The following is a 20,276-nucleotide window of genomic DNA, read 5'->3' as shown; positions in this document are numbered from 1 at the left end:
CCGCCGGGAATTTCAAATCAAGCGCTCAAACTGAAGCTGAAACTTTGGCAATCCATTTGCGTACGGAGTCGGGTGTATCGACGGTGAACTGGGCCTTGCTATCCCCCGTTCCCACCTTGACCGAACGTCCGCCGACCTCATTGACATAGCCAAACATCGCCTCATCGGTGATGTCATCGCCAATCGCAATGGGCAGTCGACCCTGAAACGGTGGGTGTGCCATCAGCCGTATGAGTGCTTCGCCCTTGCTCGTGCCGCTCGGGCGAATTTCGACAACCATCTTTCCGTCCTGCCGGACCCAGTTCGGGCCAAGCTCGGTCAGAAGATCGGAAACCCGCTGGTCAACTTCGCCATGCGCCGCTTCCGCCTGCCTGTAATGGACAGCGAGGCTGATCCCCTTATCTTCGATAATGATACCTGGCCACGTCCGCACGAGGTCGTCGAGTTCCCGGCGCGCATCGTCCAGATCGGCATCATTGACGGGAGTCCGCTCTACGGACCCGTCGAGCGTGCTTCTGAGTTCAGCGCCGTGCAATCCTGCCGCTGCAAACCTGCAAGGTGTAAACAGCGCGTCAATTGATGCGATTGAGCGGCCGCTGACCAGCGCCAATGCTCCGCCTAGCCGGGCCGCCAACTGGCTGATTTCATGCGGAAGAGAAGGAGGTACCTCGACACTATCGGGCGTCGCAGCAATGTCGATCAACGTTCCATCGACATCAAGGAAGAGTGCCCACGAGCCGATTTTTGCCGGGAGCACCTCGCTGACATCGTACATTACCCGTTCCTTCGCTGAAGCATTTCATTCGAATTTTTGGCTGTTCTCACCAAACCGATTAGTTCCCGGATCGTTCCATTGCGAAATATTTCGGGAACCAATCGTGGGTCGAGAAGTTAGCCCTACTCTCATGAAACTGGGGTATTGATATGGAACGCCTTGTTGTTGTCTCAAATCGGACAGCCGATCTGGGAGGCAAAACACTGAGCGGGGGGCTTGCAGTCGGAATTGTCGATGCGCTGAAAAGCAGCGGCGGGATGTGGATGGGCTGGAACGGCGATATCGTCGACAAGTCCCGTTCAATGGATGCGCGGGTCGAGACCTATGATAATGTCGCGTCCCTGACCATGCCTCTGACAAAAGAGGAACATAACAACTACTATCTCGGCTTTGCCAACAAGGTACTGTGGCCAACATTCCACTATCGGCTCGACCTCATGGATTACCGAACCGAGTTTGCGCGCTCCTATGCCCGGGTGAACGGCAAGTTTGCCGACATTCTCCATCCCCATCTGCGCGACGACGATCTTGTTTGGGTGCATGACTACCATCTTATTCCTCTGGCTTCCGAACTTCGCGCCAAGGGTTGCAATCATAAGATTGGCTTCTTCTTGCACATTCCCTTTCCCCCCTCGGATATTTTTTCAGCGATCCCACGCCACCAATGGCTGCGTGAATGCCTGCTGCAGTTCGACTTGATCGGGTTTCAGACACAGAACGATGCAGACAATTTCTGCCGCTATCTGAAAGGCAATTCGGACGTCAAGTTCCTTAGCCCCGACAGGATCAGGTGGCACGACCGGACAATCAAGATCGGTCACTTTCCGATCGGCATAGACGTCGATCAGTTTGCTGCCATGGCGCAGGAAACAGACGAGGAGATCCAGCTAGAGCGGAAGCGGCGTAGTCTGCTCAAACGCTTCCAGGTCATTTCGGCCGATCGCCTCGATTATTCCAAAGGACTGCCGCAGCGCATGAAGGCGTTTCGAAAGTTTCTCGATACATCCCCGGAATATCGCGGACATGCCGAATATTTGCAGGTGGCCTCACCCTCTCGCGAGGACGTCACTGCTTATTCCGACATCCGCGGAGAACTCGAACAGCTTTCCGGGGCGGTGAACGGCAAGCACGCCGATATTAATTGGGCTCCAATCCAATATATCAATCAGAGCATATCACGGGAGCGGCTGGCGCTCCTGTTCCGCTGTAGCCTGATCGGGCTTATCACGCCGCTTCGCGACGGCATGAACCTCGTCGCCAAGGAATACATCGCCGCCCAGGACGATGAGGATCCCGGTATCCTCATTCTGTCGCGGTTTGCGGGCGCCGCCGAAGAGCTTGGCGATGCGCTCATCGTCAACCCATATGATGTTAACGAGGTTGCGCAAGCCATCAAGAAGGCGGCGACGATGCCTATGGATGAGCGCAAGGCCCGTCATCGCAACCTCCTCAATCAGATTTCGACCAACAATGCCGATCTTTGGCAGCGCCGCTACGTTGCGGCGCTGCGGTCCGTCGAGCCCAATGTTCAACGCGCGCAACTTTCGTCACACGCGAAGTGGCGCAAAGAGCCCGGCATGGGGACCATGAGCAACAGCCGGCATTGATCTGCGAGAGCTGTCGAGCGAAAGCATGTACACACCCAAATCAGCATATCGGATCCAACTTCGCCACGGGACGACCTTCAGGCACGCTGCGGATGCGGCCGGCTATATGAGCGACCTGGGAGTGGATGCCCTCAGCATGTCCTCGCCATTCCAAAGCGTGCAGGTCGGTGAGCATGGTCTGGCGACCGTCAGCCCTGCGGTTCTGGATGTGGAATTGGGTGCAGAGAGTGGGTTTGCCAAACTGAATTCCCGCCTCGCCGAGGCCGGCTTGGCTCTGATCATCGATCTCAACCCCAGCCGGATGCCGGCGTCGTCCGAAAACTCATGGTGGTTCGATGTCCTCGAATGGGGAAGCAGGGCGACCTATGCCGGCTATTTTGACATAGACTGGGCTGGACCGGTCCTGTTGCCAGTCCTTGAACGGCCGATGGGTGAGGAGATTGAGGCCCGCCTTCTCACAATTTGCTTCAATCGGCGCCTTGCAAGTATCGGCATTGGCTATGGAGGCGTCTTTTACCCCTTCGAACCGTCTTCTTACGCCGCCGTGCTCGATCGCAATGAAACCGCACTGGCGGCCGAGCTGATGGGGGTGGCGGACCAAGCCACCCCCGAAGCAGCCACTAAGTTTCACAGAGAAATCGCCCGTATTCTCAAGGAGGCCGACACAGCCGCGCTTATCGAGCTGGCTGCGCATCTTAACAATGTTGCCGGTGACGCGGGGTGGCGCGATGCGATCTTGGATTTGCAAAATTGGCGGTTGGTGGAAAACGAAGCACCAGCTGCGCGCAACGCAGGCAATTCGAGCCTGACGGTTGGATTGCGCCACGAGCAACCTGATGTGTTCGAAGATTTTCACCGTGAACCGCTTTCATTGCTGCAAAGGACTCAGGTGAGGGGTTTCAGGGTGAACGACATCGATATGTTGGCTGACCCGGAGTTCTATACGAGGCTTTTGCGTCAACGGGCTGGTGAAGATGCGTTCCTTATTGCCGACAAGATAGTTCTCAAGGGCGAAAGCGCCATCTCGGAATGGCAGGTAAATGGTACGGCAGGCTATGAATTTATCGGGACGGTGACAGATCTGTTGATCGACCCGCAAGGCCTGTCGATTTTGCAACGCCATTGGTCGGACCTTGATCCAACAACTGAATTTGCTGGCGACCATAACCACGTCAAAGCAAACATTCTGCACGCGGCCTTTGCCGATGATCTCGCCCAGCTGGTGCAACTTTTGACGGAATTGCAGCCGCCAAGCGAGCCGACGATGCTTAGCCGGGCCGTTGTCGACCTTGCAACGGCGCTCCCGGTCTTTCGCGCATATTCCAAGAATGGAACTATATCACCGTTCTATGCGCGGACGCTGCGTTCCACTGCTGCCCAGGTCTCGAAAAGAGAGGGCCAGACCCCTGAAGAGAACGACGTTTTGAGCTTTGTGCTGGGGGTCATGCAATCGCCGGAAAAAACCGTGAACGCCGCGATCGCCGAGACATTTTCCGGACGCTTTCAGCAGTTGGCGGCAGCGGTGACGGCGAGTTCATTGGAGAAGTCCTACCAATATACGCGGGGGCCCATCGCCCTTGATGAGCTTATCCTGAAATCAAACGTCAAACCCGATCCCGTCGGGTCCTTTCATCACTCCATGCATGAAAAGGCGAGGACCGAGCCTTCTGGCATGCTGGCGACCTCTTACAGCTATGCCACCAAGTTCGGTGAGGATGCACGAATGAGGCTTCTCGCGCTCTCCGAAGCACCTGAACGGTGGGCGTCCGCCGTCGAGTGCTGGCGACAGAGCCAGGCCGGCAACCTCGTCACGATTGAGAATGCCGTTGTCCCGGACGCCAAGGCTGAGTGGCTGCTTTATCAAACGCTTGCCGCCATCTGGCCTGCCTCCTTGCTCGTGCACGACAAGGCTGGTCTCGCCTTGGTTCGCGATGAGCTCGTGGAGTTCATGTCGAGCGCTATTCGCGAATCCGATTGGTTGTCCCTCTGGACGGGCACTGACAAGCCCTACGGCAAGGCTGTAACACACTATATCGACCGTCTTTTCGCCGACGAGGAATTCCTGGGAGATTTTGTCGAAACGGTAAGGCCGTTCTGGCTTGCCGGTGCGCTGAACGCCCTTTCGCAAACCGTCTTGAAACTTACCGTACCGGGTGTTCCGGTCATACGCGTTGGCTCCGAAACCTGGGACATTTCGCCCACCGGTCAATTCGGCTCGCACCCTGTCGACTTCGGTGAACTGAGAAAGGCATTGGCCAACGCCAGCCAGACGCAACTGAATGTCCTGCTCGAAGACTGGCATTCGGGCGCGGTGAAGCTGCGTTTGGTGCAAGCCTATTTGCAGCTGCGCCAGCAACGAGCCGACCTGTTCTTGCGTGGCCAGTATATCCCACTGCATGTAAACGGCGATCTGGCGGACCACGTCGTCGCGTTCTATCGGGAATTTGAAGGGCAATATCTAATCGTTGCGGTTCCGCGACTGTGTTTTGCCATGCTGAAACAGTTCAGCAGTCCATTCCTACCGCTATCGGACTGGGAGCAGACGTCGCTGGCGCTTCCAGCGCAATTACGTGGCGTGACCCTCCGGCACTTGATGACCGGGATTCAGACCAAACTGAGCGCCAACTACTCCTTGGCCGAGGGATTTCGCGAGTTTCCAATTCTGACTTTGGTGTCTGACGACAACATATTTGAGCCTGTGGAAACCTGATTTCAATCCGAAACTTTGCACGATGTCGCGGGAGAGCGTTGCATTTCCGCCACAATGTGTTGCATGACTGCCACGTGGTTGGAATCACATAACAATGCTCTTATCGAATTCGGTCAATCTGTTTCAGACGTCGGGGACTGGAGTTGCACGTAGTGGCAGCAACCAGCGGTTTTACTCGCATGCAGGTATTGCAACCGTCATTTTGGCCCTGCTGACCACCGGTGTTACCTTCCTGATCCTGACCGATATGACGCCGATTCATCCGAACAGCGAGGTCACGCTGCTGCTCACCAGCATCAATGCCGTTTTGATTCTGGCATTGATGATCCTGATCGGCCGTGAAATCTACCGCATTGCCCAGGCGCGCAGCCGCGGAAAGGCTGCCTCCCGACTGCATGTGCGGCTGGTGGTGCTCTTTTCGCTGGTGGCGGCCGTGCCGGCCATGATCGTTGCCATCGTTGCGTCCGTCACGCTCGATCTTGGCCTCGACCGCTGGTTTGAAATGCGAACCACGACGATTGTCAATTCATCCATAAGCCTCGCCAACTCGTATATCCAGGAAAGTGCTCGCAATTTGCAGGGTACGACGCTGGAAATGGTGAACGACCTCGACGGGATGCGTACGCTCTATAACCTCGACCGCACCGGATTTACCCGGCTGATGACGCAGCAGGCGCTTGGGCGCGGCTTGATCGGCGCCGCGCTTATTCGGCCAAACGGCGATATCGCGGTCCGTGCCGATATCAAGACCGAGGTGACTATTCCTGCGGTGGCCAGATCGGTGCTCGACACCGCCGCCGACGGCAAACCCGTTCTCATTCCGCCGGAACAGACCAATCTCCTGAGCGCCGTCATCAAGCTGCGGGAAATTCCGGGCCTTTTCCTTTATGCGGTAAGGCCCGTCGATGCCGATATTTTGAGTTCCAGCCGCCTCATGGAGCAGCGGGCCGAGGATGCACAGAAGAACGACGGCAAGGGCATCACAACGCAGATTCTGTTTGCGCTTCTCTATTTCGGCCTGACGCTGACGCTGCTCCTGTCCGCGATCTGGACGGGTATTGCGGTTGCCGATCGCCTTGTACGGCCGATCCGTTTGCTGATTGGCGCGGCGGATAACGTCGCGACAGGCAATCTCGATGTTTCGGTGCCGGTACGCCGCTCCGATGGCGACGTGGGTTCCTTGTCGCAAACCTTCAATACAATGGTCGAGCAGTTGAATACTCAGCGCAGCGAACTCGTCACGGCCAAGGATCAGATCGACGAACGCCGGCGCTTTTCCGAGGCTGTGCTGTCAGGCGTGACGGCGGGCGTGATCAGCGTCAACGGCGATGGCGTCATCGGCATTGTCAACAGATCCGCCGAGGCGATGTTCGAACTCGACGCCGTCGATACGGTTGGGAAGAACCTTACCGCGCTCGTCCCCGAAATCGGCCTTGTCTTCGAGGTTGCGCATGCCACCGGACGCTCGGTTTACAGGGAACAGGTCAGCATGTCGCGGCGCGGCAGTGCCCGCACGTTCAACGTGCAGATTACCCTGGAAGACGCGGAAGCGCTCGAGCACTCCTATGTCGTCACCGTCGATGACATCACCGATCTCGTAGAGGCACAGCGTTCTTCGGCCTGGGCCGATGTCGCCCGGCGCATCGCCCATGAAATCAAGAACCCGCTGACGCCCATTCAGCTATCGGCCGAACGCCTGCGCCGCCGGTTCGGCAAGGTCATCACAGAGGACCGCGAAGTCTTCGATCAATGCACGGAAACGATCATCCGCCAGGTTGGCGATATCGGCCGTATGGTCGATGAATTCTCGTCATTCGCCCGCATGCCGAAGCCGGAGATCAAGACGATGGATCTGCGCGAAGCCTTGCGTGAAGCCTCCTTTCTCGTTGAGGTCAGCCGCAGTGATGTTCGCTTCGAACGTCATTTCGGCGATGAGCCGCTGTCCGGTCAGTTCGACGGGCGGCTGCTTGGGCAGGCCTTCGGAAATGTTATCAAGAACGCTGCCGAATCCATTGATTCTGCAATAAAAGATGGCATAACTGATGGTCATATTCTGATACGTGCCAAACGTCAGGACCAGCAACTGATCGTCGAGATCCTCGACAATGGCAAAGGCCTCCCGCGCGAGCATCGCCAGCGCCTGCTCGAGCCCTATATGACCACTCGGCAGAAGGGGACCGGGCTTGGTCTTGCGATCGTCAAGAAGATTGTCGAGGACCACGGTGGCCAGATCGAACTGCATGACGCGCCGGACGATTTCTACGCCGGGCGAGGCGCCATGATCCGAATGATTTTTCCTACCGCAAAGGCTTCGACCGAGGCCGCAAATAATAAGCAGGTGAATTGAGATGGCATCTGACATCCTTGTCGTCGATGATGAGATCGACATCCGCGAACTAGTTGCAGGGATACTTGGCGACGAGGGCTACGAAACCCGTGTAGCCTCCGACGCCGATAGTGCCTTGACTGCCATCGACGACCGAATTCCGCGTCTGATCTTCCTGGATATCTGGATGCAGGGAAGCCGTCTCGACGGCCTCGCACTGCTCGACGAGATCAAGCAGCGCCACCCAGAGATCCCGGTGGTGATGATTTCAGGGCACGGCAATATCGAAACCGCCGTATCTGCGATCCGTCGCGGCGCCTATGACTTCATCGAGAAACCTTTCAAGGCGGACCGGCTGATCCTCGTCGCCGAGCGGGCGCTCGAAACCTCAAAGCTGCGGCGCGAAGTTTCGGATCTGCGCAAGCGGTCCAGTGAGAGCTTCGAACTGCTCGGCTCGTCGCTGCCGATGAATCATTTGCGCCAGACCATCGAGCGTGTCGCACCGACAAACAGTCGCATCATGATCACGGGTCCATCGGGCGCGGGCAAGGAATTGACGGCACGCGCGATACACGCGCTGTCCATCCGGTCCAAGGGACCATTCGTCAATCTCAATGCTGCGACGATCACCCCGGAGCGAATGGAAATCGAGCTTTTCGGGACGGAATCCGATGGCGGCGAGCGCAAGGTCGGCGCGTTGGAAGAGGCCCACGGCGGCATCCTCTACCTCAACGAAATCGCCGACATGCCGCGCGAAACGCAGAACAAAATCCTGCGCGTCCTTGTCGATCAGCAGTTCGAACGGGTAGGGGGCACGAAGCGGATAAAGGTCGATGTCCGCATCATCTCATCCACCGCCCAAAACCTCGAGGCGATGATTGCCGAGGGGCGTTTCCGCGAAGATCTGTTCCATCGTCTCGCCGTTGTTCCCGTCATCGTGCCGCCGCTTGCAGACAGGCGCGACGATATCCCGGCTCTCGTCGAGTTCTTCATGACCCAGATCGCCGACCAGGCCGGCATCAAGCCCCGCAAGATCGGCCCCGACGCCATGGCGGTGCTGCAGTCGCACTCCTGGCCCGGCAATATTCGCCAGTTGCGCAATAACATCGAGCGCCTGATCATCCTTGCCCGGGGCGACGATCCGGAAGCGGTGATCACTGCGGATCTCTTGCCGGCGGAGATTGGCGATACCTTGCCCAAGGCGCCGACCGAGTCCGATCAGCACATCATGGCGTTGCCGCTGCGCGAAGCGCGGGAACGCTTCGAGAAGGAATACCTCGTCGCCCAGATCAACCGTTTTGGCGGAAACATCTCGCGCACCGCCGAGTTCGTTGGTATGGAACGCTCAGCACTGCACCGGAAGCTGAAATCCCTCGGGGTCTAATCGCAAAATGCGCGTCATCATCTGCGGCGCTGGACAGGTAGGCTACGGCATTGCCGAGAGGCTAGCGGCCGAGGGCAATGACGTATCTGTCATTGATATGTCATCCGATCTCATCGAGATTGTCGGTGACACACTCGACGTTCGCGGGTTCGTTGGGCATGGCGCGCATCCCGACATGCTTGAAAAGGCCGGGGCGGATCAGGCCGACATGATCATCGCGGTAACGCTGTTTGATGAAGTCAACATCGTCGCCTGCGAAGTCGCCCATGCGCTCTTCAACGTCCCCACCAAGATCGCGCGTATCCGCGCTCAATCCTATCTGCAGTCGCACTACCAGGACCTTTTCTCACGCGAATACATGCCGATCGACGTCATCATTTCGCCTGAACTCGAAGTCGGGGAAATGGTCCTGCGCCGTATCGCGCTGCCGGGCGTCACCGACGTCGTCCGCCTCTGCGATGACAAGGTCGCGGTGCTGGCCATCGAATGCCTGGAGGATTGCCCGGTCGTCCATACCCAGCTGGCGCAGTTGACCAGCATGTTTCCCGATCTCAATGCCACGGTGATGGCAGTGGTCCACGATGGCAAGCTGGCGGTAGCGCATTCAAGCGACCAATTGATGCCCGGCGATGTCGCCTATGTCGCGACACCTTCAGCGCAGATTACGCGCACGCTGGCCCTGTTCGGCCATGAGGAGCCTGAAGCGACGCGGATTGTCATCGCGGGCGGCGGCAATATCGGCCTTTACGTGGCCCAGACCATTGAGGAACGCCAGCCACGGACGAAGGTCAAGGTTATCGAATCAAGCCTCCGCCGGGCCAATTCGATCGCAGATGATCTGCATCGCTCCCTCGTCCTCCACGGCAGTGCCCTCGATCAGAAGCTATTGCGCGAGGCCGAAATCGAGGATGCGGATCTGATCGTTGCGCTGACGAATGACGACCAGGTCAACATGCTGGCCAGTGTCATGGCCAAGCGTCTCGGGTGCAAATCCAACCTCGTGCTCATCAACAATCCCGACTATCTCGACATTGCGAAATCGCTTGGGATCGACGCGCAAATCAGCCCGCGCAGCGTCACGATCTCCCGCGTGCTCCAGCATGTACGGCGCGGCCGCATTCGTGCAGTGCACAGCATCGAAAATGGCAAAGCCGAGATCATCGAAGCTGAAGCGCTTGAAACGTCGCCGCTGGTTGGCGCGACGCTTGGCGAACTTGATCTGCCTGACGGACTACGCATCGGCGCGATCTATCGTAACGGTGAACTCATCAAGCCGCAGAGCAGTACCCGGATCAAGCCGCGTGACCGCGTCGTTCTCTTTGCCACGGCAGAGACGGTCAAACAGGTCGAACAGATGTTCCGCGTCAGCCTCGAATTCTTCTGACCCCCAGAAAGGCAGATATCATGAAACTTCAGCTCTTTCGCAATGCCACGCTCAAGCTCGACTATGCCGGCTCGGTCATATTGATCGATCCGGATTTTGGACCAAAGCACAGCAGGCCGTCATTCACCGGGCGCTCTCCAAATCCGATGGTCGAACTGCCGGCATCGACGGACGAGATTTTGGAAGGTGTCGATTTTGTCCTCGTGTCGCATCTTCATGCCGACCATTTCGACAAGGTCGCACAGGACCGCGTACCGAAGCACCTGCCGCTTATTTGCCAGCCGGGTGACGAGGACACGATCAAGTCGTTCGGGTTTCTCGACGTCACACCGCTCTATGATGACCTGACCATCGACGGCATTTACGTGAAACGCCGCGAGGGGAACCACGGATCGGGTCCGGTTCTCGAAAAGATGGGAAAAGTGATGGGCTTTACCATCGAGGGCGAGGGCGAGCCGTCAATCTATTGGGCGGGCGATACGATTCTCTATCCCCCGGTGCGCGAGACCATCGAGACGGCTGAGCCAGATATCATCATCACCCATTCCTGCGGCGCCAAATGGGACGACGTATTCATCGTCATGGATGCTGAACAAACCAGCGACGTGTGCGAAATCGCGGCTCCCCATACCAGGGTCATTGCCGTTCACATGGAAGCGCTCGACCACGCGACGACATCGCGGGAAGAGCTTCGGGCCTATGCGAACAGCCGGTCGGTTGATAAGCATAGACTCATCATCCCCGACGATGGAGAAATCCTCCATCTGACAGCCCCCACTTCGTGAGACCATCCATGCCAAACACATTCGCATTCGTCGGAACGCAAAATCGCAACGGCCAGGGCACCGGGATCAGCGTCTATCGCTTTGACAGCGCGACTGGAGAACTGACCCTCGCCAGCGAATATCTCGCCATCGACAATCCGGGCTATCTCGCCATCGACGAGAAGCGCAAGCGTCTCTACGCCGCCGTCGAGATCCCCGCCTGGAACGAGAACATGGCCGTCGCCTTCGATATCGACCCTGAGACGGGAGCACTTTCCTACATCAACATGCAGCCGACGCTCGGCAACACGACGTGCCATCTTGGCTTTGATCAGCAGGGGGAGACCATCTTTGCCTCCAACTACACCGTGGCCGATCTTGGCGAGCAACCCGGCAATGCGGTCGCGGCCTTCGCCCTACGGGAAGACGGTGGGCTGGAGCCGGCCTTTGCCGCCGCGGCACACGAGGGCAAGCACGCCATCATTGCCACCGACAAGCGCCAGCATGGCCATTGTGCCGTGGCAAGTCCTGACAACCGCTACCTCTTCGTCTGCGATCTCGGCCTCGATCGGATCGTCGCTTACAATCTGCCGAAGCAAGGTGAGGCGATGACACTCGCGTCGGCGCCGTTCGTTCAGTTTCTGGACGGTGCGGGCCCGCGCCATCTGACGTTTCATCCAAACGGCAAGGTTGCATACGTGATCAACGAGCTGAACTGCACCGTCAGCGCTTTGGACTACGATCCAACCGATGGCGAGCTTTCGATCCTTCAGACGCTGCCCAGCCTCCCGGACGATTTTACCGATACGAACACCTGTGCGGAAATTGCGATCAGCAGCGATGGCAAGTTCCTGTACGGATCCAATCGCGGCCACAACAGCATCGTCAGTTATGCCGTTGCACCTTCCGGCGAGTTGTCGCTGATCGGTTGGACGCCGTCGCAGGGTATCGGCCCGCGCAACTTTACGATCGATCCGAGCGGTGCGTTTATGCTTGTCGCCAACCAGAAGGGCGGCGGCATTGCCATCTTCAAGCGCGATGTTGCGACGGGTGCGCTTTCCGATACCGGCAAGCGGGTCGACCTGCCCAATCCGATGCGCATCGTCTTCGGCACGTTCGGTTGAGGTTGCAAGCAGATGTCACGCATTGCCTATGTCAACGGCCAGTATGTCCAGCATTCGGAAGCGGGAATTCATATCGAGGACCGCGGTTATCAGTTCGCTGACGGCGTCTATGAAGTGTGCGAGATTGCGCGCGGCAATATCATGGACATGACCCGCCATCTCGATCGCCTCAATCGTTCGCTCTCGGAACTGCGCATCGCCTGGCCGATGGACCGCAAGGCGCTCATCGTCGTGATCAAGGAGGTGGTAAGGCGCAACCGCGTTTATAACGGGCTCGTCTACCTCCAGGTCACGCGCGGCGTCGCCAGGCGCGATCATGTGTTTCCCGCTGTGGGCACGCCTTCGTCCATCGTCGTCACCGCAAAGCGCACCGATCCGAAAGCCTCGGCGGCGCGAGCGGCCAAGGGAATCAAGGTGATAACCGTGCCCGAAAATCGCTGGGAGCGCGTGGACATCAAGTCGATCGGTCTATTGCCCAACGTGCTTGCGCGCCAACAGGCGAAGGAGGAGGGTGCACAGGAAGCCTGGTTCATCGATCCCGACGGCACCGTCAAGGAGGGCGCGGCGACCAATGCCTGGATTGTGACCAAGGACGGTACGCTCGTGACCCGGCCGGCCGAAAATGGCATCTTACGCGGCATTACCCGCACGACCATCTTTGATGTGGCGAAAAAGCTGGGGCTGAAGATCGAGGAGCGGGGGTTTTCAGTGGACGAAGCCAAGAAAGCCAAGGAGGTTTTCATGACGGCTGCGACCACTGTAATCATGCCAATCGTTGCGATTGACGGCGAATCGGTGGCAAATGGCCATCCTGGAGAGACTACACTTTCCTTACGGGAAGCGTTTTTTGACGTTGCGGAAAGAACGCCAGCCTGTTAACCGGAGAGTGAGGGGACTAACAGACGCACTTTTTCACCTCCCGTAGGAGTCGATTCATTTCCACTCCTGCTGCCGAATGTTGTATGAGACGCTTTGCTGATCGCATAAAAGGACAAGAACAATGGCTGAACGATCGCAGAATCTTCAGGATCTTTTTCTGAATTCAGTCAGAAAACAAAAGATTTCTCTGACAATTTTCCTCATCAATGGTGTAAAACTGACCGGCATTGTCACTTCTTTTGACAACTTCTGCGTGCTTTTACGCCGTGACGGCCATTCGCAGCTCGTCTACAAACATGCGATCTCGACTATAATGCCGAGCCAGCCCGTGCAAATGTTCGAAGTTGAAGAGAGCGACTGAAACCAATTTGACCAAAGAAACCCGGCGTAACGCAAAGAAGTCCAGCCCGATTACCGACAACGGTGAGACGGCCAGGGAACTGACGCGCGCTATCGTGATCGTGCCGATCCTTCCGCAGCGCTTTGCCGATGGCGGCAAGGATGCGGGCAATCGCAGCAGTTTCCAGCATGAGTTCCAGCGCAGCGACGAAGCCCGTCTCGAAGAGGCGGCGGGACTGGCGCGCGCCATCGACCTCGACATCGTCCATTCCGATATCGTCCAGGTTCCCAACCCCCGACCGGCGACCTTGCTTGGAACGGGCAGGGTGGAATCGATCGGCGAGATCGTGGAAGCGTCCCATGCGGAGCTCGTGATCGTCGATCATCCTTTGACGCCCGTACAGCAGCGCAATCTCGAAAAGGCATGGAATGCCAAGGTCCTCGACCGGACCGGGCTCATCCTCGAAATCTTCGGGCGCCGAGCGCAGACGAAGGAAGGCGCGCTGCAGGTCGAACTTGCGCATCTGACCTACCAGAAGGGCCGGCTCGTGCGCAGCTGGACCCACCTTGAACGCCAGCGCGGTGGCGGCGGCTTTCTCGGTGGTCCCGGTGAAACCCAGATCGAGGCCGACAGGCGTGCCTTGCAGGAAAAGATCCTGCGCATCAAGCGTGAACTCGAAACGGTTGTCCGCACGCGCACGTTGCACCGTGCCAAACGCAAGAAGGTGCCGCATCCGGTCGTGGCGCTCGTCGGCTATACCAATGCCGGCAAATCGACCTTGTTCAACCGGCTCACGGGAGCAGGCGTGGTAGCTGAGGACATGCTGTTCGCCACGCTCGACCCGACGCTGCGCCGCATCCGCCTCGAGCACGGCGAGACGATCATCCTTTCCGATACGGTGGGTTTCATCTCGAACCTGCCGACACATCTGGTAGCCGCCTTCCGTGCCACGCTCGAAGAGGTGGTGGAGGCGGACCTTATCCTGCATGTGCGCGATATCTCCGACCCCAACACGGCCGCTCAGGCCGAAGACGTTCATGCGATCATGGAAAGTCTTGGCATTGAACGCGGCGACTCCAAGCGTATCATCGAGGTCTGGAACAAGATCGATCTGCTTGATGAGGCTGGCCGCGAGACGGCATTGCGCCAGAGCGCCGCGGTTTCCGGAAGCGAGCATCCGATCCCGATTTCGGCGATCACAGGCGAGGGCGTGGACGCCCTGCTACATGAGATCGAGGGCCGCATCTCCGGGACACTTTCCCGGGTCAGAGTCACGCTCAAGCATGACCAGTTGCGCTTGATGGACTGGATTTACCAGCATTCCAGCAATGTAAAGCGCAAGGACCTCGACGACGGATCGATCGCGCTGACCATGGACATGACGGTAGCCTCAAACCAGATGCTCGAGGAAAAGCTTGGCCTCAATGCGCGGTAGGGCGCTTACTTTTCGCTCTTCGCCTGCTGCCATAGCGCTTCCATCTCTTCGAGCGTAGCCGCGCCAAGCGATTGATCCTGTTCGGCGAGCTTGCGCTCAATGTAGTGAAAGCGCTTGCGAAACTTCTCGTTCGTCCCGCGCAACGCGCTCTCCGGCTCGAGTTTGAGATGGCGGCCGAGATTGACGATGGCAAAGAGAAGATCGCCGTATTCCTCCTCGGTATCCTTATGCTCGCCGCTGGCGATCGCTTGCTTCAGCTCGCCGATTTCCTCTTCGATCTTGTCAAGGATGGGCGCCGCTTCCGACCAGTCAAAACCGACCTTGGCGGCGCGCTGCTGCAGCTTCAGCGCACGCATCAGCGCGGGGAAGCCGTGCGGAATATCGTCGAGAAAACCCTCCTTTTCGGCAAGGCTAAGATTGAGGGCCGCGCGGCGCTCGCGCCGCTCCGCCTTTTCCTCGGCCTTTATCTTGTCCCACATGCCCTTGGCCATGCCGGCGCCACGCGCCGCTTCCTCGCCGAACACATGCGGATGCCGCCGGATCATCTTGTGCGTGATCGCCTGAACCACGTCGCCGAAATCAAATGCCTGCATTTCCTCGGCCATGCGGGCATGAAAGACAACCTGAAGCAGGAGATCGCCCAGTTCTTCGCGCAGATCGTCGATATCGTCGCGTTCGATAGCATCGATCACCTCGAAGGCTTCTTCGAGTGTATAAGGCGCGATGGATTTGAAATCCTGTTCAAGATCCCATGGGCAGCCGGTGACAGGCGTGCGCAGGGCCTGCATGATATCGAGGAGACGGGAGATATCGCGTGATGGTTTCATGGATAGAGCATAGGCCACGTCAGTGCTGCCGAACATGACGGATTGGATCGCAAGCGAAATTTGTCCACAACATCTGGATAAGGACACCTTGTGGGCCACGTCGCAATGGGAGCGGGGCCGCAACAGGTGATTTCGTAGGTGACGACCACATTCTAAAGCGCTTTTCGCCAAGCGATCCACGCACCCCAAAACAAGCTTGAAAAGAATCCTTCCGGTCGTTCAAAACCCGCATTAGCAAGCAGGCTGAACACCTCATCTTCAGATGCAGGTGGGTCGGCGCCTTGCAGGATCTTGCCAAGCTTTACCTTGACGTCCTCGCTGGTCGCACCATGCATCCGCCAGCGTTCTCCCCACGCAGCAAGCAAGTGCGGTTTCTTGGCATAAACATAGCGGTTGCACGCAAGGATGAGAGGCGCACCCGGCGCGATCCGATTTGCGATATCCTTGAGTATCGCGTTCTTTGCGTCATCACCGGGCAGGTGATGCAGCACCCCGAGCATCATGGCGGCATCAAACGTTGCATCTGTCGAGAGTCCGTCCAATGTGCCCAGATGCAGTTCGGCTCTTTCGCTTAGGCCTTGCTCCTCAAGGCGCTGTGCAGCGCGGGCAAGCATCGGTTCCGAAGGGTCAATGCCAACGAAGCGCCAGGTGGGTTCAATTCTGGAAACTGCGGTTACTTCCTGAGCAGTGCCACCCACGCCAACGATGAGGATGCGACGGTTGCCTCCAGGTCCGAGTGCAGCAGCCAACATGCAAGCGGCAAGTTCATGGCACGCCTCATAGCCAGCCAGGGCTATCCGGCTCTGGGTTTCATATTCGTCCGCTCGCGAGCTATCGAACTTTTTGGCAGATTGGAGTTCACGCTCGTCGCTTTTCATCTTCAGTACTTTTCTCCGGACTTCATATGCCTTGACTTGCGGGGCATTGCATCCTCGTGAAAACGAGGAGGGTTCGGTACGTGTCGCACTTCAAACCTGAACCCACAATCCCAATACAAAAGTCACATAAGATAGATTATGGAACTAACATATAGATATAGTCAGCCGGCAATATCCGTAATTTGGGCCTTTGCAGCCCTTACCAAAGCCTTGGGTTCGCTGGGAAACACAAAATTGGTACCGCCTGCCGCCGCCCAGACAACATCGTACTGCATCAAATGCTCGTCGGCATAAGCCGCAATGTCGATGAGATGGCCGATGGGTGCAACGCCGCCAATAGCAAAGCCGGTTTCCTTGCGCACGTGCTTCGGGTCGGCACGGTGCAATGCTTCGCCCGTCAAACGCGCGGCCTTGCCGAGATCGAGTTGCCGCGGACCGGACACCAGAAACAGATATAGCTTCGCGGTCTCAGCGCCTTGAAAGATCAGCGACTTGACGATCTGGCCGACGGTCACGCCGCATTGCACAGCCGCGTCTTCGGCCGTATGGGTCGAATCCGGCATCTCGCGAATCTCGATATCGAAGCCGGCGGCGTGGGCTGCCTGGCGAACACGTTCGACGCTCTTGCTCATAGGTTGACCTCGAATGTCAGTCCATCGAACGCGGGTTCGACATGATCGGGCGTTTCGCGCATGACCGTCTCGTAGTCGAGCGGCACATGCATGTGGGTCAGGATTGCTCGACGCGGCTTGAGCTTATCAATCCATTCAATTGATTCTTCTAAAGAAAAATGGCTTGGATGCGTCCGGTACTGCAGCGCGTCGATCACCAGTGTATCGAGGCCAGCCAAGGCAGAGGCCGTCGCCGCAGGAAAGGCGCTCACGTCGGAGCAATAGGCAATATCGGCAACGCGAAAGCCGAGCGAAACAATGTCTCCATGGATCTGCGGCAATGGCAGGAAGCGTATCGCTCCGCCCGCACCTTCGATCGCGAAACTCTCGTCATGGATAATCTCGTGCGGTCGCAATATCGGCGGATAGCTCGATCCTTCGGGTGTCTTGAAGCAATATCCGAAGGCGTCATAGAGCCTCTTCAGGGTTGGCGCATCCGCATAGATATCGAAGAGATCGCGGCGATCGATGACAAAGGTGCGCAGGTCGTCAAGCCCGTGAATATGGTCGGCGTGAGGGTGTGTATAGACGACGGCGTCGAGTTTGCCCGAACCGAAATCGATCATCTGCGAGCGGAAATCCGGGCCGGTGTCGATGATAACGGTGGTGACACCGCCATTTTCGGCAATGCGCTCGACCAGAATTGAGGCGCGGCGGCGACGGTTCTTCGGATTGCCCGGATCGCATTTGCCCCAGTCGCCATTGATGCGCGGCACGCCCGGCGAAGAGCCGCAGCCGAGAATCGTGAAGCGCAAGCGGTCAGGCATCGGCGGGCCTTGGCATCTTGGTGAAAAGCCGGAACACGTTTTCAGTCGTCAGGCGGGCGATCTCTTCCTCGCTGACGCCGATTGTCTCAGCAAGGACGGCTGCCGTGTGGCGGACGAAACTCGGCTCGTTGCGCTTGCCGCGATGCGGCACTGGCGCAAGATAGGGAGCGTCGGTCTCAACCAGCAGGCGATCACGCGGGACATTACGGGCTATGTCACGTATCTCGGGCGAATTCTTGAAGGTAAGTATGCCTGAGAAGGAAACATATCCGCCGAGATCGACGCCGACCTTGGCGAGTTCTGCGCCAGAGGAAAAGCAGTGCAGGATGAAAGGGAAGGTCCCCTTCCCCGATTCTTCCTTGAGGATCGAAATCATATTGTCATCGGCGTTGCGCGCGTGGATGACCAGTGGAAGCTGTGTGACGCGCGCCGCTTGAATGTGCGTGCGCAGCCCCTGCGCCTGCGTTTGCGGTGGCGCGTAGTCATAATGGTAGTCGAGCCCCGCTTCGCCGATCGCCACCACCTTAGGATGCTCTGCCAGACGGATCAGCTCGTCGGCTGTTACGTCGACTTCCTCATGCGCGTTGTTCGGATGCGTGCCAACCGAAGCGTAGACACTGTCATAGCGTTCGGCGATGGCAAGGATCGTGTCGAAGCGCCGGACACGCGTGCCGATCGTCACCAGACGCTTGATACCGTGATCAAGCGCCCGCTGGACGATGGCATCCCGTTCTTCCTCGAAATCGGCAAAGTCGAGATGGCAGTGACTGTCGACAAGCATCGTCATTCGCTGTCCGCTCAGGCTTCTTTATCGGCTTCGACGTAGCGCGGAAAGATCGGCTGCGGTGCCGGCAAGTCAGCTCCCGCAACGAGCTCGCCGCCAGTCAGATCGGCGAAGTTGCGCTTGTCGGACGGGATCGCCAGGATGTCGAGCAACTTGGCTGCGGACCCTGGAATAAACGGCAGACAGAGAATGCCGACGCGGCGGATGACTTCGGCTGTCACATAGAGAACTGTTTCCATGCGCGCCGGATCGGTCTTCTTGAGCGCCCATGGCTCCTGCCCGGCGAAGTAGCGGTTTGCCTCGGCCACGACAGCGAAGATTGCGCCAAGCGCGAGATGCAGCGCCTGCGTAGACACTGCCTTTCGCGCCGTGTCGAGGGCTGTCAACGCCTGGTTGAGGATCGCCTGATCCGCATCGTTGAACGCCCCGGGCTGCGGCACCTTGGCGCCGCAATTCTTCGCGATCATCGACAGCGAACGCTGCGCGAGATTGCCGAGATCGTTGGCAAGGTCGGCATTGGTCCGGTTGACGATGGCCTCATGGCTGTAATTGCCGTCCTGCCCGAACGGGATCTCGCGCAGGAGGAAATAGCGCAACTGGTCGAGCCCATAATGTTCGACGAGCGAGATCGGATCGATGACATTGCCGACCGATTTCGACATCTTCTCGCCGCGGTTGAAGACGAAGCCGTGTCCATAGACCCGTTTCGGCAGCTCGATTCCGGCAGAAAGCAGAAACGCCGGCCAGTAGACGGCGTGGAAACGAATGATGTCCTTGCCGATGACGTGAACGTCTGCCGGCCAATAGCGCCAGCGCTCGGCATTCGTGTCGGGGTAGCCGGCCGCAGTAATGTAGTTGGTGAGTGCATCAACCCACACATACATGACGTGCTTTTCGTCGCCAGGAACCGGGATTCCCCAATCGAAGGTGGTGCGCGAGACCGACAGGTCCTTCAATCCCGACTTGACGAAGGAAATCACCTCGTTGCGGCGTTCCTCCGGTCCGATAAAACCAGGATTGTCGGCATAAAGCTGAAGCAGGCGATCCTGATAGGCGGACAGGCGGAAGAAATAACTCTCTTCCTCCAGCCACTCGACAGGCGTTCCCTGCGGGCCATAGCGCACATCGTCCGCACGCACTTCCGTCTCTTCTTCCTGATAATAGGCTTCGTCGCGCACGGAATACCAGCCAGCATAAGAATCCTTGTAGATGTCCCCCGCCTCTACCATCTTCTTCCAGATCGCCTGCGATGAAGCGTAGTGCCGCTCCTCTGTGGTGCGAATAAAGTCATCATAGGAAGCATTGAGAAGCGTTCCCATGTCACGGAAAAGCTTAGCATTTCTGTCAGCGAGTTCGCGCGGGGAAATCCCCTCCTTGCGTGCCGTCTGCAACATTTTGATGCCATGTTCGTCGGTGCCACTGAGGAAGAGAACATCCTTGCCATCGTGGCGATTGAAACGGGCAATCGCGTCCGTCGCAATCAGCTCATAGGCATGGCCGATATGCGGGCTCCCGTTCGGGTAGGAAATGGCAGTGGTTATATAGAATTTTTCGCGGCTCATGCTGACCTGATTTCGTCTTTGTATCGGAAGCTTGGGAGGCTTTGACATAACTCATGTCC

At 57.8% G+C, this 20,276-nt stretch carries 17 protein-coding genes; 10 read left to right on the top strand and 7 right to left on the bottom strand.

Annotation, left to right across the window (positions count from 1 at the left end):
• Window positions 1-25: 25 nt before the first annotated feature.
• Window positions 26-775, bottom strand: coding sequence for a trehalose-phosphatase (gene otsB, locus BR48_RS25275; protein ID WP_051615383.1), 750 nt, complete (start codon window positions 773-775; stop codon window positions 26-28).
• Window positions 776-924: 149 nt separating this feature from the next.
• On the opposite strand from otsB, the gene BR48_RS25270 reads away from it, so the two are divergent.
• The 10 genes from BR48_RS25270 (at window position 925) to hflX (ending at window position 14,728) form a co-directional block, all read left to right on the top strand.
• Complete coding sequence (locus BR48_RS25270; RefSeq protein ID WP_051615382.1) at window positions 925-2,382, top strand: trehalose-6-phosphate synthase; 1,458 nt, start codon at window positions 925-927, stop codon at window positions 2,380-2,382.
• Between the two features lie 25 nt (window positions 2,383-2,407).
• Window positions 2,408-5,092 carry a malto-oligosyltrehalose synthase gene (treY, locus tag BR48_RS0122095; protein ID WP_027233298.1) on the top strand — a complete coding sequence of 895 codons (2,685 nt, stop codon included), beginning with the start codon at window positions 2,408-2,410 and terminating at the stop codon, window positions 5,090-5,092.
• Between the two features lie 94 nt (window positions 5,093-5,186).
• Window positions 5,187-7,439 carry a PAS domain-containing sensor histidine kinase gene (locus BR48_RS0122090; RefSeq protein ID WP_027233297.1) on the top strand — a complete coding sequence of 751 codons (2,253 nt, stop codon included), beginning with the start codon at window positions 5,187-5,189 and terminating at the stop codon, window positions 7,437-7,439.
• A 1-nt stretch (window position 7,440) separates the two neighbouring features.
• Window positions 7,441-8,802 (top strand): sigma-54 dependent transcriptional regulator, encoded by a 1,362-nt coding sequence (locus BR48_RS0122085; RefSeq protein ID WP_027233296.1) that lies wholly within the window; start codon window positions 7,441-7,443, stop codon window positions 8,800-8,802.
• 7 nt (window positions 8,803-8,809) lie between these two features.
• Window positions 8,810-10,186 (top strand): Trk system potassium transporter TrkA, encoded by a 1,377-nt coding sequence (gene trkA, locus BR48_RS0122080; RefSeq protein WP_027233295.1) that lies wholly within the window; start codon window positions 8,810-8,812, stop codon window positions 10,184-10,186.
• A gap of 20 nt (window positions 10,187-10,206) precedes the next feature.
• Window positions 10,207-10,971, top strand: a complete 765-nt coding sequence (locus tag BR48_RS0122075; RefSeq protein WP_027233294.1) for an MBL fold metallo-hydrolase — start codon at window positions 10,207-10,209, stop codon at window positions 10,969-10,971.
• Between the two features lie 8 nt (window positions 10,972-10,979).
• Entirely contained in the window at window positions 10,980-12,074 is a 1,095-nt protein-coding gene (locus BR48_RS25265) for a lactonase family protein (protein ID WP_051615381.1), read from the top strand.
• A gap of 12 nt (window positions 12,075-12,086) precedes the next feature.
• Window positions 12,087-12,953: a D-amino-acid transaminase gene (locus BR48_RS0122065; protein WP_027233293.1), complete on the top strand. Its 867-nt coding sequence runs from the start codon at window positions 12,087-12,089 to the stop codon at window positions 12,951-12,953.
• A gap of 121 nt (window positions 12,954-13,074) precedes the next feature.
• Window positions 13,075-13,314: an RNA chaperone Hfq gene (gene hfq / locus BR48_RS0122060; protein ID WP_008129219.1), complete on the top strand. Its 240-nt coding sequence runs from the start codon at window positions 13,075-13,077 to the stop codon at window positions 13,312-13,314.
• 49 nt (window positions 13,315-13,363) lie between these two features.
• The gene (hflX, locus tag BR48_RS0122055) at window positions 13,364-14,728 is read left to right on the top strand and encodes a GTPase HflX (RefSeq protein ID WP_027233292.1); all 1,365 of its coding nucleotides are present in this window, start codon (window positions 13,364-13,366) and stop codon (window positions 14,726-14,728) included.
• Window positions 14,729-14,733: 5 nt separating this feature from the next.
• Here hflX and mazG read toward each other — a convergent pair whose 3' ends face one another.
• The 6 genes from mazG to metG form a co-directional block, all read right to left on the bottom strand.
• On the bottom strand, window positions 14,734-15,555 hold the full coding sequence (mazG, locus tag BR48_RS0122050) for a nucleoside triphosphate pyrophosphohydrolase (RefSeq protein WP_027233291.1): 822 nt from the start codon (window positions 15,553-15,555) through the stop codon (window positions 14,734-14,736).
• 152 nt (window positions 15,556-15,707) lie between these two features.
• Window positions 15,708-16,433 carry a class I SAM-dependent methyltransferase gene (locus tag BR48_RS0122045; RefSeq protein WP_027233290.1) on the bottom strand — a complete coding sequence of 242 codons (726 nt, stop codon included), beginning with the start codon at window positions 16,431-16,433 and terminating at the stop codon, window positions 15,708-15,710.
• A 161-nt stretch (window positions 16,434-16,594) separates the two neighbouring features.
• Complete coding sequence (locus BR48_RS0122040) at window positions 16,595-17,065, bottom strand: YbaK/EbsC family protein (RefSeq protein ID WP_027233289.1); 471 nt, start codon at window positions 17,063-17,065, stop codon at window positions 16,595-16,597.
• The gene (locus BR48_RS0122035; protein ID WP_027233288.1) at window positions 17,062-17,871 is read right to left on the bottom strand and encodes an MBL fold metallo-hydrolase; all 810 of its coding nucleotides are present in this window, start codon (window positions 17,869-17,871) and stop codon (window positions 17,062-17,064) included. Before BR48_RS0122035 ends, BR48_RS0122040 begins: the two co-directional genes overlap by 4 nt.
• On the bottom strand, window positions 17,864-18,652 hold the full coding sequence (locus BR48_RS0122030; RefSeq protein ID WP_027233287.1) for a TatD family hydrolase: 789 nt from the start codon (window positions 18,650-18,652) through the stop codon (window positions 17,864-17,866). The genes BR48_RS0122035 and BR48_RS0122030 overlap by 8 nt, the downstream gene beginning before the upstream one ends.
• A gap of 17 nt (window positions 18,653-18,669) precedes the next feature.
• Window positions 18,670-20,217, bottom strand: coding sequence for a methionine--tRNA ligase (gene metG / locus BR48_RS0122025; RefSeq protein WP_027233286.1), 1,548 nt, complete (start codon window positions 20,215-20,217; stop codon window positions 18,670-18,672).
• Window positions 20,218-20,276 lie beyond the last annotated feature (59 nt).

The sequence above is a fragment of the Phyllobacterium sp. UNC302MFCol5.2 genome, from assembly GCF_000686005.1.
Classification (GTDB): Bacteria; Pseudomonadota; Alphaproteobacteria; order Rhizobiales; family Rhizobiaceae; genus Phyllobacterium; species Phyllobacterium pellucidum.
Note: the sequence above shows the minus strand (reverse complement) of the source record. Positions and strands in the feature narration are given on the sequence as shown.

What these genes read in the sequence shown, in the direction of transcription:
- otsB (WP_051615383.1), bottom strand. Translation starts at nt 775, where the DNA reads ATGTACGATGTCAGCGAGGTGCTCCCGGCAAAAATCGGCTCGTGGGCA.
- BR48_RS25270 (WP_051615382.1), top strand. Translation starts at nt 925, where the DNA reads ATGGAACGCCTTGTTGTTGTCTCAAATCGGACAGCCGATCTGGGAGGC.
- treY (WP_027233298.1), top strand. Translation starts at nt 2,408, where the DNA reads ATGTACACACCCAAATCAGCATATCGGATCCAACTTCGCCACGGGACG.
- BR48_RS0122090 (WP_027233297.1), top strand. Translation starts at nt 5,187, where the DNA reads ATGCTCTTATCGAATTCGGTCAATCTGTTTCAGACGTCGGGGACTGGA.
- BR48_RS0122085 (WP_027233296.1), top strand. Translation starts at nt 7,441, where the DNA reads ATGGCATCTGACATCCTTGTCGTCGATGATGAGATCGACATCCGCGAA.
- trkA (WP_027233295.1), top strand. Translation starts at nt 8,810, where the DNA reads ATGCGCGTCATCATCTGCGGCGCTGGACAGGTAGGCTACGGCATTGCC.
- BR48_RS0122075 (WP_027233294.1), top strand. Translation starts at nt 10,207, where the DNA reads ATGAAACTTCAGCTCTTTCGCAATGCCACGCTCAAGCTCGACTATGCC.
- BR48_RS25265 (WP_051615381.1), top strand. Translation starts at nt 10,980, where the DNA reads ATGCCAAACACATTCGCATTCGTCGGAACGCAAAATCGCAACGGCCAG.
- BR48_RS0122065 (WP_027233293.1), top strand. Translation starts at nt 12,087, where the DNA reads ATGTCACGCATTGCCTATGTCAACGGCCAGTATGTCCAGCATTCGGAA.
- hfq (WP_008129219.1), top strand. Translation starts at nt 13,075, where the DNA reads ATGGCTGAACGATCGCAGAATCTTCAGGATCTTTTTCTGAATTCAGTC.
- mazG (WP_027233291.1), bottom strand. Translation starts at nt 15,555, where the DNA reads ATGAAACCATCACGCGATATCTCCCGTCTCCTCGATATCATGCAGGCC.
- BR48_RS0122045 (WP_027233290.1), bottom strand. Translation starts at nt 16,433, where the DNA reads ATGAAAAGCGACGAGCGTGAACTCCAATCTGCCAAAAAGTTCGATAGC.
- BR48_RS0122040 (WP_027233289.1), bottom strand. Translation starts at nt 17,065, where the DNA reads ATGAGCAAGAGCGTCGAACGTGTTCGCCAGGCAGCCCACGCCGCCGGC.
- BR48_RS0122035 (WP_027233288.1), bottom strand. Translation starts at nt 17,871, where the DNA reads ATGCCTGACCGCTTGCGCTTCACGATTCTCGGCTGCGGCTCTTCGCCG.
- BR48_RS0122030 (WP_027233287.1), bottom strand. Translation starts at nt 18,652, where the DNA reads ATGCTTGTCGACAGTCACTGCCATCTCGACTTTGCCGATTTCGAGGAA.
- metG (WP_027233286.1), bottom strand. Translation starts at nt 20,217, where the DNA reads ATGAGCCGCGAAAAATTCTATATAACCACTGCCATTTCCTACCCGAAC.